Genomic DNA, 14,630 nt, shown 5'->3' with positions numbered 1-14,630 from the left:
AGCCATGCAGGATGAGAGCACTATTCGATATATGCGAATAGTGGATGACTTGTTCTTACTCTAGATAAAAACACTATTTAAAAAAATAAGTCGATTGCTTAACTATGACGTTAATCATAGTTAAGGAAGTTCAACGTGTTGCAATCCGATTTAGATCATCAGGCAGGGGTGATGTATGCCATTCATGCCTTTGTGGATGTATGTCTTAATTTTGATATGCCGAATGAAGCGTTCATTTTCAATCTCGAACGCTTATGGTGTGCATTTGAAGCGTTTAAACAAGAAGGGCTTGAGTATGCAGCATCGATTCGGGCATTTATTGCAGTCACTGAATACGTCAATAGCCAACGTGGCATGCTTAGCTTTGCTGAATATCTGACAGGGCTTTCAATAGGGGAAATTAAGGCATTAAGACGGATATTACATGCGCATCGAGGGCTGATACGTGATGAGATCAAAAGCTTTGCGAGGCGGAAAGAATTGAATCGAGTGGCATTACTTGAGGAGTTCGAAGGTGCAATTAAGGGGTATTATTCGGTTCTAGTGATCAGAGTGGATTTGAGCTATAGCAAGGACAGCATGAGTGAAATTACTGTAAATGACTTCTATCAGCATATCGGAAAACTACGTGATTTGATCACTGATAAGAATGGATATTTTGATGCACTTTTGACCTATGCGATCGCACTGGAGCAGGGTATAACCAAAGGCTTTCATGCTCATTTAACATTGGTGATTAATAGATCGAAGCATAAGAGTGATTATAAAATTGCTGAGGGAGTGATCGATAAGTGGAAGGAAATCACATTCGATAAGGGTTTTGGGCGGAACATCAACACGACAGCGAATAAAGAGAACTACGAGAAGCAAGGTCGTTTAGGTATTGGAGATATTCGTCGAACGACACCCGAACAAGGCAACAATGCTTTGGGTGCAGTTGCTTATCTCAGTGACCCTGATAAATACGAGCAGTCGTTATTGGTTAAACCACGAGGGCGTAAAACGTTTTATAAGGGGGATTATCAGCATCATGGTCGCCCAATACCTGATACAGAAGAAAATAGAAGAATCAAAGAATGGGATGCGCAGACCGCTTTAGCAAAGCTGGAAGAGGAGATTTGGTTTAAAAAATTATGAACATGCCAGTTCTATGAAATCAATTGATTCATAGGACAATACATGAGCCATTCAGAGTTAGAGTTTGTTACAGCACCCCGATTAGAACAAGACGTTTTAGAGCATTACCAAACGATTCGCTTTGCTCCAATTCCAGAAGGTACTGATTACGATGCTCATCAAAAAAATATAGATCAGGAGTTCAAGCGGAAACTGTCTGGTTATTTTTCAGCATGGCGCAGGATGATGGCTGTTGGCATTCATGAGCATTTGTCTTTTTCCTTTTGGGCAGACAAGTTCTTTCAGGCTTACTGCAGTGTATTACAGGAAGAGCAGATTCGGTTCTTTGAGGTCACGGCGCAAAGAAGCGCTGGTTTTTATATCGATAAGATCGTAAAGCGGCTGAGAGTGCTGTTTGAAAGCACCAGCTTAACTGAAGAAATGCATAAGCTGAATGAGTGCTACGAAAAGCGGACTGAAAAGTTGAGAGAATCCTACCGTAATACAAGCCAGATCTATCCTGATGCAGCGGATTTAAAACTGGAACTAAGTCTAAATGACGGTGGAAATGAAATTATCGATTTGCGACAGTTAGAGCGATTTTTATCAAATTTCCAAAAAAGTCTAGCAGCTGAGTATTGGTATAGAACACAAGCCATTTACCGCTTTTATCAAATTGTACGGGATGATGTTCAGCAGCGGTATGTGATCCACTTTTATCTGAGCTTTAACCGATCACTCTATGCTGATCCATTATTTTATTGCAGTGTCATAGAGCGTTGCTGGGCCCAGGTCACGAATTATATGGGTACCTGCAGTTGCCTTAGTCTGACAGATCAAAATAGTGTGGTTGATGCTGAACAGATGTTTCGGATTGATCGAATTATTCAAGAAGACGTCCAATGTCCGCTGAGTGCATTAAATAGCATGCCTGAAAATCAAACAGGAAGGCATGGACTTGCGAATAGAATCTGCATCTACCCCAAAGGTTTTAAATGGTTTGATGGAGCACCTGTACGACGCTGAAAATTTATATCAGAGTCCTCCACTTGCTTGATGCTCTACATTGCCCAGATTATCCTTCTCATCAATTCTGTTTGCAAACGTCGAGCACCCAGATTTTAGCCGAGCGCATTTCCAATATTAAGGCCTCTAGCTCAGCATTGATTTTAGTATTTGGAGATTTTAATGGGCGTTTACTCTGACTACTTAATCCATCAATACCTTGCTCAGAATATCGTTTCCACCACTTGCGTAATGTTGGTCTAGAAATGCCACATCTCCGACAGACTAGGCCAGCATCATTGGTCTCTTCAAATAATTTAACCCATACGAGTCTTTGTTGAATTTCTCTGTTCATAGACACCAATTATATTGAAATGATGTCTATGAATCACACATTTAATGACTAGATTTCATTGGAGATTTTGGATGAGTTCAATTGCCACCACCTCTAAGATAAGTAAGCTTACTTTGTACTAGCTCAAACTAGGTACAGCTTAAATCCTTTTAGTACAGTTCCAGAAAATAACTAAATAAAGCTTCATTTCCCATAAGCTATCCATTGATAAAGAGATAGCTTGTAAATTTGAGATATATTTTCATATAGGATTTACTTCCTAGAAGCTATTCAGTATTCTTTTCACGTTTCATTTTGATCTGACTTGCTATGTTGGCTAATAAGTTTTTTAAGCTTATTCTCGTATCAGTCCTGTTTTTGTTTGCTATAACAACGACGGGGATTTATACGTGGGCGCCTGTAATAGCAAAAAATCTAGATCATCATCATGAACTGAGTATTTCTGTAGAAACAGAAGATTCTAGCCAATGGTCATTAGTTCATCATGATGAAGTTCTGAATACAGCAGATCAAGATAAAAAAAATCATAACTGGACAAGTTATGATGAACCCGCATTTCATCATTCAGTAAAACCAATTCAAGCTGATGATCATTTCTCAATTGATCCAGTCTTTTTCCTTAGTTTTGCTTTACCTTTAATCCTCTTATTTTTAGGTTTATTTGAACGCCCAATTCGTTCTTTTAAGCTTAGGAAAAGGATTCCCTTTCTTTGTAATACCTACGCATTTACCAAAACTCTCATTGTTCTAAGGAATTGATTTAACTATACAAAAATATTTTTCATTTTTTGTATAGGTATAGTCATGTCTAAAAAAAGTCAGGTAATTTTCGCCTGTGGCTTAGTCATCATTGCTCCTCAGTTATTAGCAGGAACAAATTATGCACAGTTACAGCAGCAAGCTATTGCAAATGATTCAGTTCTAAAAAGTTTGCAGCAATCTCAGCAAGCTTATGATGTAAATCAAAAATATGCTGGTCGGATGAACAATCCAACTTTCAATGTCGAATTGGATAATTTGGGTAATTCTAAGCTGAAAGATTTGGATGGCCCAACTGCATTCATGGGTTTGTCCCAAGAAATTCCGTTGAATAATAAACTCGCTTTGCGTAAGCAATTGGCAGGTTTGCAAGGAAATAATAACCAATTTGAGATTACTCAACGACAAGCAGAGTTAAAAGCTGATTTTCGAATCTGTATGTCTAATTGGTATGCAGCTGCTCAGCGAGCAGAAATTTATGCTGCAGAGAGCAAGCTGAGTGCAAGACAAGCAACAGTTCTAAATGAAAAGCTAAAGTATGGACGTGTGATTCCATCTGATGTTCAGCTTAATTCAGCTTTATCTGCTGAGTCCAAGTTACGTTATCAAAATGAGCTGAAAAAGGTTCAGTTTCAGAAAAATCTCTGTTCAAAATTTGCTTTTGATTTGCCAGCCAATGCTATAGATGTTCCTTTAACGATTAACTTCACTGACAAGGTTAGCTTATCTGAAAAGCAGGCTTTACTAAAAAAGCAGCAGGCAAAAACTCAATTTGAATTAGCAAGAAAAGAAGCGGTTCCTGATATCACGCTTGGCGTTGGTGTACGTAATTATCAAGAAACAGATGACAAAGTTTTTTTGGTTTCCACTTCTATTCCGCTTTCGATATTCAATCGCAACAGTGGAAATATTGCACTCGCTCAAGCACAGCAAACCAATGCTGAAACTCGTTCAGAATTAATCAATCGAAATTCAAAGATTGAATTGGATAACAAATCTATTGAGGTATCCAGTTTGATTGATGCAATCAAGCAATATGACCAATCTGTTTTACCTGCAACAAAAGAAAGTTTACGCATTGCAGAAATGGGTTATCAGGCAGGAAAAATTTCATTATTGGAATTTAATAGCATTAAACAAGTTTGGTTAGACAAACATCTCGCTCGATTTGATCTGTGGTTGGCTTTGCAAAATCAGATTGCAGAAGTTGAACGAAATTATGTAACGAATTTAGATCAAGAATAAGGGCAGAGAATATGAATAAACCAAAGAATACAGTAATTGCTACAGGCGTTATAGCTTTACTTGTCATGTTGTGTGCTCTGGCTTGGTATAAAACAGGAAACAAATCACAGACGTCTTCAGCACATGGTGAAGCTATCGAAGAAAAAGCTGCTGTCGCAGGTGATGAAAAAGGTCCACATGGTGGTCGCTTATATCGTGATGGAGACTTTTCGGCAGAGGTAAAAATTTTTGAAGAAGGTGTAGAGCCGCATTTACGTGTCTATGGCTACTACAAAGATCAGCCTTTAAAGCCGAGTGAGATTAACGCGAATATTTTTATTAAGCGTTTAGATGCTGAGCAAACCATTCGCTTCAAACCTGAAAGTGATTACTTGATTGGCGATGAAATTGTTTATGAACCGCATTCGTTCTTGATGGTGATAAATGTTGATTATCAAGGCAAGAAACACAGCTGGAAATGGGATACCAAAGAAGGCCGTGTAACGATGCTGGATAGCAGTATCAAAAGCAGCGGTTTAGAACTTCTTAAAGTTGAACCTATGACTTTTGAGAATGCGCTTGAGCTCAAAGGCGAGCTTAAATTTCCCGATAATTTTGAAAGTTTTATTACACCTAAAGCAAGCGGAACACTAATCAAAACTTATCGAACGATTGGTGATAAAGTCAGCCAAGGTGATCTGTTAGCGACTGTTCAAAGCCAAGATCTGATCCGTTTAAATGCTGAGCGATCTATTGCTTTGGATAATTTGCAGTTTTCTCGCAAAAAAATGGAACAGGAACGCGCATTATTTCAAAAACGTGTATCGCCTGAAATTGACTATATCAATGCAAAACGTGAATACGATGATGCACAGACTCGTGCTAATGAGCTGAATAGCTTAATCAGCTCTTACGGTGGTTCAGGTAATGGAACGATTGAGGTAAGAGCAGCAATGTCGGGCACAGTTTTACAAGTGCTTGCTGCGGTTGGTTCAAATGTAACACCAGCTTCACCACTCTTTAAAATTGCCAATACCTCACAGTTGCTTGCAGTGGTCAATGTGCCGGCTGATAAGCTGAATGCAATTAATCCAAATGCAAAAGTAACCGTTAAACCTCAAGTACAGGAAAGTACGGAGGAAGCACTGGGTAAGATTAAATACATTAGTGATGTGATTGATCCGAAAACACGTACTGCTCAAGTCTTTATTGAAATTGCGAACCAGTTTAAATGGCGTTCTGGTCAGCTTGTTACCGCACAAATATTTGAAAATCAAAGCACGAAAGCCATGGTTGTGCGTGAAGATGCATTACAAAACTTCCGTGATTGGGATGTGGTATTTATCCGTGTAGGAAATGACTTTGAAGCACGTCCTTTAGAACTAGGCGATAAATATAACGGTTTTGTTGAGGTGAAATCTGGTCTTAAAGCAGGTCAGGTGTATGCAGCAGGCAATTCCTATTTATTAAAAGCAGAGCTGGGTAAATCTGGCGCTACTCATGATCACTAAGGGGTAGCGACTATGTTTGATCAAATTGTTAAGCTCTCGATCAAGAATCGATGGCTTGTACTGATTGTCTTTCTGTTTATCGGTGCATTTGGCGTTTATAACTATTTTAAACTGCCGATTGATGCTGTACCTGACATTACCAATGTACAAGTCCAAATCAATAGTGAAGCGCAAGGCTTATCTCCAATGGAGATGGAGTCACAAGTGACCTATCCAATTGAAACGGCTTTGGCTGGTATTCCTAATCTGGAATACACACGTTCTGTATCGAGATATGGTTTATCTCAGGTTACGGCGATTTTCAAGGAAGGCACGGATATCTATTTTGCTCGACAACTTGTGAATGAAAAGTTGCAAGGAGTCACATCAACACTTCCGGGTGGCATATCGACTTCAATGGGACCTGTTTCAACAGGGCTTGGCGAAATCTTTATGTACACCGTTGAGAACGCAAAAGATAATCCAAACCCATTATCACCGACTGAATTAAGAACCTTGCAAGATTGGGTGATTAAACCACAGCTTCGAAATGTTGAAGGTGTGAATGAAATCAATACCATTGGCGGTTATTTAAAACAATTCGTGGTACAGCCGGATTATGCATATTTACGCAGCATTGGCTTAGATCAGCAGGATATCTTGGATGCTATTTCTAAAAATAGCATGAACAAAGGGTCTGGTTATATTGAGAAGAATGGTGAGCAGTATTTGATTCGCTCGGATTCTCAAATTAACTCAATTGAGCAAATTCAAAATATCCCGATTACGGCAAGTAGCGGTTACATTCTTCGATTGAAGGATGTGGCAAAAATATCAATTGGTCACGAGCTACGTACAGGTGCAGCAACTAAAGATGGGCAAGAAATTGTCCTAGGTACTGCATTTATGCTGATTGCTGAAAACTCGCGAAATGTTGCTCACGCAGTAGATCAAAAGTTACAAAAAGTCCAAGAGTCATTGCCAGACGGTGTTGAGGCGAAAGCCGTTTATAACCGTACAACTTTGGTTGATGCAACGATAGACACAGTAAAGAAAAACCTTCTTGAAGGTGCAATCCTCGTTATTGTTGTTCTCTTCTTATTCCTTGGACATTTCCGTGCAGCGCTCATCACTGCGATGGTGATTCCTTTATCTATGCTCATGACCATTACTGGCATGGTGAATCAACGAATAAGTGCAAACTTAATGAGTTTAGGGGCGCTAGATTTCGGGATCATTGTCGATGGTGCTGTCGTTATTGTTGAAGCTTCACTTGCAAAATTAGCGATGAAGCAAAAAGAGTTGGGTCGGATTCTGACGCGTAAAGAACGTTTTATTACCGTATTTGAAGCAACTAGAGAATCTCGAAAAGCGATTCTTTATGGTCAATTGATCATTATCTTAGTGTATCTGCCTGTCATGACGCTTACTGGTGTTGAAGGCAAGATGTTTACACCGATGGCAGCTACAGTTGTTATGGCTCTCGTGGCTGCAATGGTTCTTTCGATTACTTTTGTTCCTGCAATGGTGGCTTTGGTCACGACAGGCGAAATTAAGGAAGAGGAATCGAAGATTGTTCATTTCATTAAGAAAGTTTATAGCCCAATTTTAGATTGGTCTTTGAGTCATCGTTATAAGCTGATCGCGTTCGTAGCAATTTTCTTTGTATTCAGTGCGAGTCTTTCAACTCGTTTAGGTTCCGAATTTATTCCCTCATTAGATGAAGGTGATGTGGCATTACATGCACTTCGAATTCCTGGAACTTCTTTAACTCAAGCTGTTGAAATGCAGTATGCGCTTGAAAAAGAAATCGTCAAAATTCCTGAAGTGAAAACCATGTTTGCCAAAGTGGGGACAGCTGAAATTGCGACTGACCCAGTTCCACCAAACGTCGCTGATAATTTTGTGATATTGAAACCACGTAGCGAATGGCCGAATCCTGACAAGGAAAAATCAGCTATCGTTGCCGATATTGAACGTGTGGCAAAAGGCGTTTATGGCAACAACTATGAGTTCACTCAGCCGATTCAAATGCGTTTTAACGAACTGATTTCAGGTGTCCGTACAGATGTTGCAGTGAAGATTTATGGTGATGATTTAGATCAGTTGCTTGAATCTGCAAATGCTGCAGCGAAAATTTTAGAAGGTGTGAATGGAACAGCCGACTTAAAAGTTGAACAGATGAGTGGGCTTCCAATGGTCTCTGTTGAACTTAAAAAAGACATGATCGCCAACTACGGTCTTGATGCTGAAGATGTACAAAAGCAAGTATCCAGTCTGATTACGGGGCAAACAGCAGGTAAGGTTTTTGAGGGAGATCGTAAGTTCGATATTGTGGTTCGAATGGACCAAAACTCTGTTACGGATTTAGAAAAGCTTTATCAAGTTCCAGTGAATTTGCCTGATGGTTCAAGCGTACTTTTATCTGAACTGATCGAATTGAAAAATGTTCAGGGTCCAAACCAAATTTCACGTGAAAACGGTAAACGCCGAATTGTGATTACAGCGAACGTCCGTGGTACAGATATTGGTAGCTATATCGAAGAAGCACAGACTAAGTTGAATGCTGACTTTAAATTACCTGAAGGCTATTGGCTGACATGGGGCGGTACATTTGAACAAATGGAATCAGCTTCAAATCGTCTAATGATTGTTGTACCTCTCGCTTTGATCTTAATTTTTGCCATGATCTATATGGCATTAGGAAATGTCAGAAATAGCGTGCTGGTCTTTACGGGTGTGCCATTTGCCTTAACGGGCGGTGTGATTGCCTTAGCCTTACGTGATATCCCATTCTCTATCTCTGCAGCCGTTGGTTTTATTGCACTGTCGGGTGTAGCTGTACTGAATGGCTTAGTTCTAGTGTCTGCAATCCAGAGATTTAGAGATCAAGGTGAAGGACTACTCGAAGCTGTTAGACACGGTGCATTGGAACGACTTCGCCCAGTATTAATTACGGCTTTAGTGGCATCTTTAGGTTTCATCCCTATGGCATTGAATGTTGGGATTGGCTCTGAAGTGCAACGACCAATTGCGACTGTTGTGATTGGCGGAATCTTATCTTCGACCTTATTGACGTTGATTATTTTGCCTACGCTATACGTTTGGTTTAACCAAGGACGTAAAAAGCAATCAGATGATTTTTCTGAGCAGCAAGAAGCCTAGGTGAAACAATGATAGGCATAGTGAGAGATAGAAAGTTTAGAAATTTGATGATGTGGTTCGTCTGCATCATCAGTCTTGCACTATGCCTGCATTTTAATACGCACAATGCAGAGACTGCATACCAAGAACATGCGGTTTATGAGTTTGAAAGTGTACATTTTCATGATGTGCATCAAAAGCAAAACCATATTCATCATGATAATTTTCATGAGCATTTTGGTGAATATCAGTCTGGTCAATCGATGACTTTGTTATTTACTTTAGCCTTTATTTTGATCCTGGATAGAGTGAAAAATTATCTCTATCTCATGATCAGTCGTATTTTCAAACCTCCCAAAACATCGCTAGAAACTTTTCTTTTTAGTTAACTTTGGAGTTTGATTTACATGCAATTTATTTTTCCACAATGGGTGAGACTCAAGGCATTTTTAAAGTTATTGATTACTTTAAGTGCTGTTTTGATGAGTCCTGCACTTTTTGCCCATGGCGTGGCAGAAGGTGACAAAGGCTATATTCAAGAAATTTATGGGGTACACATCATTCCCTTTATTTACCTTGGTGCAAAGCACATGGTTACAGGTTATGACCATTTGCTGTTCCTCGTCGGGATTATCTTTTTCTTATATCGCATGAAAGATATTGGCTTATATGTCAGCCTTTTTGCGATTGGTCACTCTGTGACAATGCTGATTGGGGTGTATTACAACATTTCCATGAATGCATACATTATTGATGCAATTATTGGTTTTTCTATTGTTTATAAAGCTTTGGATAATTTAGGTGCATATCAGCGTTGGTTTGGTTTCCAGCCCAACACTAAAGCAGCGACGTTAATTTTTGGTCTGATTCATGGCTTCGGTTTAGCGGTAAAAATTCAAGAGTATGAAGTTTCGGCAGATGGTCTATTGGCAAACCTCATTGCATTTAATGTCGGGGTAGAGCTTGGTCAATTTATGGCTTTAGCGATGATTTTGCTGTTGATGACAATGTGGCGAAAAACGCCGTATTTCTTCAAAACAGCTTATCAAAGCAACGTTTTTTTAATGTTCCTTGGCTTTTTACTTGTGGGCTTTCAGCTTACTGGCTTCGTTACTCAATAAGGATTTTCAAATATGTACAACGCTCAAATTCCACAAGATGTTGAATTACCTTCTGCAAAGAAACTTGTTAAATCAACCATTATCGCTGCAGTGAGTGCTGCAGTTGTCTTAGTTACAGTTGTTATGCCAGCTGAATACAATATTGATCCTACTGGGGTTGGTAAAGTTCTAGGCTTAACAACGATGGGTGAAATTAAGCAATCTTTGGCTCAAGAGTCTGAAAATGGTATGGGAGAGGCAGTTTCAAACACGATATCGAGTGAAGCTGCAAGTGACCCTAATATTCAATCATCTATGCCAATTGGTGAAGCAGAAAAAATGCTAATGCCTGCAATTCAAAAGCAACAGATGACAGTTGAGTTGAAGCCCGGACAAGCCACTGAAATTAAGTTGGCGATGCCGGAAAGTGCTAGCGTGAATTTTAAATGGACAACATCAGGCGGTGGTCTAAATTATGACACGCATGGTGATCCAGTGAGCGCTCCTAAGGGCTTTTACCATGGTTATGGCAAAGGACGTAATGAAACTCAGCAAACAGGTACATTAACAGCAGCTTTTGATGGTAAACACGGCTGGTTCTGGCGTAATAGAACTGAAAGTCCTGTTTCAGTGACATTGGAAGTTGAAGGCCAATTCAGTGATATGAAGAAAGTCTTTTAAGCTTTAAAAAAATCTCCTTGGAATAAAATCCAAGGAGATTTTAATTGGCATTGATTTTTGAAATAAAAAATAGGTTCTAAAAGGGGGCCCAAAAATGCTAGAAGTTTTAAAAAATACAACGTATAGGCATTTGTTCTTAGCTCAAGTCATTGCGCTTATTGGAACTGGGCTGATTACGATTGCTTTGGCTTTACAGGCGTATGATATTGCTAAAGGGGAGGCTGCTCAGGTCTTAGGCATAGCATTGGCGATAAAGATGATTGCTTATATTGGGGTAGCACCTATTGCTTCAGCCTTTGCAGAAAGGCTGCCACGTAAAAAAGTTTTAGTGGGGTTGGATATCATCCGTGCTTTAACTGCTTTATGCCTGCCTTTTGTGACCCAAATTTGGCAAATCTATATTCTAATTTTTATTCTGCAATCTGCATCAGCTGCATTCACACCTACTTTTCAGGCCATGATTCCTGATGTATTGCCTGAAGAAAAAGATTATACCAATGCCTTGTCTCTTTCTCGTTTGGCTTATGATTTAGAGAATATTATTAGCCCAATGTTGGCAGGATTTTTACTTGGATTTATAAGCTATCACAATCTATTTTTAGGCACAGTCATTGGCTTTATTGGTTCAGCACTTTTTGTTGTCAGTGCAAAATTGCCTGCTGCTAAAGTACCTGTATTTAAAGGGGTGTATTACAGAATAAAGCAGGGGACAAAAATTTATTTTAATACTCCGCGTTTAAAGGCACTCCTAGCGTTAAACCTTGCGATTGCGTCAGCCAGTGCTGTAGTGATTGTAAATACGGTTGTACTCGTTCAATCAACCTTTAAGCTAAATGAACATGCCTCCACTTGGGCCTTTGGCTTGTTTGGCTTAGGGTCTATGCTCTCGGCATTTATATTGCCTAATGTTCTGGATAAATTTAACGATCGAGCTGTGATGCTGAGCGGCACAGCTGTATTAGTCGTTGGCTTATTCTGTGGGTTTTTTATTAACTCATACAACGGACTATTAGTTTTATGGTTTGTCTTGGGAATAGGTTACTCAGTATCTCAAACACCTACAGGTCGGTTAATTCGTAAATCTGCATCTAGTGAAAATAGAACTTCATTATTTGCCGCGCAGTTCGCTTTTTCACACGCATGCTGGTTGATAGCTTACCCTTTAGTGGGTTGGCTGAGTACCAATTTTGGAACACTCTTTACATTTGTGCCTATGGCGGTCATTGCTCTAGTAGCAATGAGTATTGCCTTTATGATTTGGCCAAAACAAGATGAATCCGTAATCGTACATTCACATGATGATTTACCTGTGGATCATGAACATCTACTCAGTCACAACCATGATGGAAAGCATTCACATGACTATGTGATAGATGAAAACCATCAAAGATGGCCGAAATAAATGATGGCCTATGTTTTATTATTTTTAAGTGCCTTTGGTGCAGCAACACTATTGCCCCTGCAATCTGAGACAGTGTTAGCAGGCTTTTTTCTGTTAGGTCGGCATTCTGAGCTGTTGCTCATACTTGTAGCAACAGTTGGGAATGTACTTGGTTCTTGTGTGAACTGGTGGTTGGGTATCAAGCTAGAAGTCTATAAAGACAAGCGTTGGTTTCCAGTATCAGAGAAGCATTTATTAAAGGCTCAAATCTTATATGCAAAGTATGGTTCACCCATGTTATTACTCAGTTGGGTGCCTGTGATTGGTGATCCAATTACGTTAGTCAGTGGAGTTTTAAAGGAAAAATTTACTACATTTATAATTTTGGTTTTCACGGCTAAATTTTTAAGATATATCGTTGTTTACATGATCTATTTAGAGGTTGCTTGAAATATATTCTAATAAAAAAAAGGAACTTGGTTATTCTATAATCTAAAAGTTTTATTCAACTCGGGGAAGATACAAAAATGAAAAAAATAGTTTTAGTTTGTGTGCTGGGAATGTTTGTAACTTATACAAATGCGCATTCGGGTGGTACAAATAAACAAGGTTGCCATACTAACAGCAAAACAGGTGATTACCACTGTCATTAAAGTCTACAAGAGGTCAAAAGACCTCTTTTTTATGAGTTGAAATAAAATAGTAATGTAATCATTAATGCAAAAGCCCCATACAAAGTATGAGGCTAACTTTAAAAATTAGTTTGTTAATACGGAGATTTCGGCAGTTGTATAGCCTCGCTCATAAAGGATACTGTGAATCGCATTTTTTATGCTTTGGCAGTTGGTTTTTTTAAACCTTTTAAAAAGTTCAAAGTCACAGTGATGACTTAAATTGAACTTTATTTCGAGCGCTTTTGAATCTGGAGTTGAATAAAGAGAAGTTAAAAACTTACGTATTCGGGGTCGCATATAAACTATTAAGCAATAAAGATGTACTCATCATATCAAGTCTATAAAAATTGAAAAGAGATTTTTTATCATGTCATTTTATTGATAGCGGCTGAGTAATGCTAAAAACTCTTTTAACTCTTCTTTATTAATCGCATCTTTATCTTTGATTACATGCTCTTTTAGATGTGCTTCAATCAATTGATTCATTAATCCATTCACAGCACCACGGACTGCAGCGACCTGTTGCAGTACTTCTATGCATGATTTGTTAGGGTCGGCCAAACTCTGCTCAACGGCGTTGATTTGTCCTTGAATACGCTTAACCCGATTTAAAATTTTTTTGTCTTGATGCAAATGAGACATAGCATTTCTGTCCAAACTAAATATACTGTAGGGGAGTATTATTGATGGCATAAAAAAATGCAATATCTAAGTAATGTTAAAAGCAACCATACGCATCAATTCGATGAAGGAAATCCGCTAGCGCAGAAGAAAATTTTAATTGCGACAATCCTGACGGGCGTCATGATGGTCTTTGAAATTTTTGGAGGTTGGTTCTTTAATTCGATGGCTTTACTTGCAGATGGCTGGCACATGAGTTCACATATGCTGGCATTGGGCTTAGCATATTTTGCATACCGAATGGCACGTAAATATTCACAAGATCAGCGATTCTGTTTTGGTACATGGAAGATAGAAATTTTAGCTGGATACTCTAGTGCGATCTTACTCATGGTTGTGGCATTGTTTATGGGAATACAATCGGTGGAGCGCCTATTTAATCCCGTCAATATTCACTATAACGAAGCAATATCAATTGCAGTGATTGGTCTTGCTGTGAACTTTATTTGTGCTTGGTTACTACACGATAGTGGGCATCATCACCACGAACATGATCACCATCATGATCATGGACACCATCACCATGATGAAGATGGGCATCATGAACATGATTTAAACCAGAAAGCGGCTTTCTTACATGTCGTTGCAGATGCTGTGACTTCTGTATTAGCGATCATTGCATTATTTGCAGGTAAATTTTTTGGCTGGGATTTCTTAGATGCAGTTTTGGGTATTGTAGGTGCATTTCTAGTCGCACATTGGTCTTGGGGGCTTATTCGCGAGACAGGCAAAACTTTACTGGATGCTGAAATGGAACATCCAGTTGTTCAAGAAATTCAGGAAGTCATTGATGACTTAGATAGCCGAATCGTAATTACTGATATTCATGTATGGAAGGTAGGTAAAGGTAAGTTTTCTTGTATCTTGTCACTAGATGTAAGCAGTTTAAATATCACGGCAGATGAAGTCAGAAAAGCCTTATCTATTCATGAGGAAATTGTGCACGTTTCAGTAGAAATTAATACAAGTTCTAGACTCCAAGCTGCAGTATAAAAATAGATAAAAAGGAGCAGCTCATTT

14 protein-coding genes and 1 pseudogene are annotated in these 14,630 nt (G+C 39.0%); 13 read left to right on the top strand and 2 right to left on the bottom strand.

Translation table 11 applies throughout. The features are described 5' to 3' along the window. Positions 1-135: 135 nt before the first annotated feature. Both F988_RS06030 and F988_RS06025 read left to right on the top strand, forming a co-directional pair. Positions 136-1,137, top strand: coding sequence for a YagK/YfjJ domain-containing protein (locus F988_RS06030; RefSeq protein WP_004681747.1), 1,002 nt, complete (start codon positions 136-138; stop codon positions 1,135-1,137). 42 nt (positions 1,138-1,179) lie between these two features. After that, positions 1,180-2,142 (top strand): hypothetical protein, encoded by a 963-nt coding sequence (locus F988_RS06025; protein WP_004644607.1) that lies wholly within the window; start codon positions 1,180-1,182, stop codon positions 2,140-2,142. A gap of 56 nt (positions 2,143-2,198) precedes the next feature. Here the strand turns inward: F988_RS06025 and F988_RS06020 are convergent. Beyond that, positions 2,199-2,476: pseudogene (locus F988_RS06020) on the bottom strand (helix-turn-helix domain-containing protein); the annotation flags it as partial. A gap of 309 nt (positions 2,477-2,785) precedes the next feature. Between F988_RS06020 and F988_RS06015 the strand changes: the two are divergent. The 10 genes from F988_RS06015 to F988_RS15065 all read left to right on the top strand — a co-directional run bounded on the left by F988_RS06015 (position 2,786) and on the right by F988_RS15065 (position 12,908). Next, positions 2,786-3,235: a hypothetical protein gene (locus F988_RS06015; protein WP_002116830.1), complete on the top strand. Its 450-nt coding sequence runs from the start codon at positions 2,786-2,788 to the stop codon at positions 3,233-3,235. A 45-nt stretch (positions 3,236-3,280) separates the two neighbouring features. Then, a complete protein-coding gene (locus F988_RS06010) occupies positions 3,281-4,480 on the top strand; it encodes a TolC family protein (protein WP_004644605.1) in 1,200 nt (399 codons plus the stop codon). 11 nt (positions 4,481-4,491) lie between these two features. Continuing rightward, positions 4,492-5,970, top strand: coding sequence for an efflux RND transporter periplasmic adaptor subunit (locus F988_RS06005; RefSeq protein ID WP_002124879.1), 1,479 nt, complete (start codon positions 4,492-4,494; stop codon positions 5,968-5,970). 12 nt (positions 5,971-5,982) lie between these two features. After that, the gene (locus tag F988_RS06000; RefSeq protein ID WP_004644604.1) at positions 5,983-9,114 is read left to right on the top strand and encodes an efflux RND transporter permease subunit; all 3,132 of its coding nucleotides are present in this window, start codon (positions 5,983-5,985) and stop codon (positions 9,112-9,114) included. A gap of 8 nt (positions 9,115-9,122) precedes the next feature. Further along, positions 9,123-9,482, top strand: a complete 360-nt coding sequence (locus tag F988_RS05995) for a hypothetical protein (protein WP_004644602.1) — start codon at positions 9,123-9,125, stop codon at positions 9,480-9,482. Positions 9,483-9,500: 18 nt separating this feature from the next. Next, complete coding sequence (locus tag F988_RS05990) at positions 9,501-10,214, top strand: HupE/UreJ family protein (protein WP_004644601.1); 714 nt, start codon at positions 9,501-9,503, stop codon at positions 10,212-10,214. 12 nt (positions 10,215-10,226) lie between these two features. Continuing rightward, positions 10,227-10,874, top strand: a complete 648-nt coding sequence (locus tag F988_RS05985) for a hypothetical protein (RefSeq protein ID WP_002123386.1) — start codon at positions 10,227-10,229, stop codon at positions 10,872-10,874. Between the two features lie 94 nt (positions 10,875-10,968). Further along, positions 10,969-12,276 carry an MFS transporter gene (locus tag F988_RS05980; protein WP_004644600.1) on the top strand — a complete coding sequence of 436 codons (1,308 nt, stop codon included), beginning with the start codon at positions 10,969-10,971 and terminating at the stop codon, positions 12,274-12,276. Next, on the top strand, positions 12,277-12,705 hold the full coding sequence (locus F988_RS05975) for a YqaA family protein (RefSeq protein ID WP_004681744.1): 429 nt from the start codon (positions 12,277-12,279) through the stop codon (positions 12,703-12,705). It begins immediately after the preceding gene. 77 nt (positions 12,706-12,782) lie between these two features. Further along, complete coding sequence (locus F988_RS15065; RefSeq protein ID WP_004644597.1) at positions 12,783-12,908, top strand: YHYH domain-containing protein; 126 nt, start codon at positions 12,783-12,785, stop codon at positions 12,906-12,908. A 396-nt stretch (positions 12,909-13,304) separates the two neighbouring features. Here the strand turns inward: F988_RS15065 and F988_RS05970 are convergent, their stop codons facing one another. Further along, positions 13,305-13,571 carry a metal/formaldehyde-sensitive transcriptional repressor gene (locus tag F988_RS05970; RefSeq protein ID WP_004644596.1) on the bottom strand — a complete coding sequence of 89 codons (267 nt, stop codon included), beginning with the start codon at positions 13,569-13,571 and terminating at the stop codon, positions 13,305-13,307. Between the two features lie 57 nt (positions 13,572-13,628). On the opposite strand from F988_RS05970, the gene dmeF reads away from it, so the two are divergent. Further along, positions 13,629-14,603, top strand: coding sequence for a CDF family Co(II)/Ni(II) efflux transporter DmeF (gene dmeF / locus F988_RS05965; protein ID WP_004644595.1), 975 nt, complete (start codon positions 13,629-13,631; stop codon positions 14,601-14,603). Positions 14,604-14,630 lie beyond the last annotated feature (27 nt).

This window comes from Acinetobacter parvus DSM 16617 = CIP 108168, assembly GCF_000368025.1.
GTDB lineage: Bacteria > Pseudomonadota > Gammaproteobacteria > Pseudomonadales > Moraxellaceae > Acinetobacter > Acinetobacter parvus.
The sequence above is the reverse complement of the archived record's forward strand: the minus strand, read 5'-3'. Positions and strand labels throughout refer to the sequence as shown.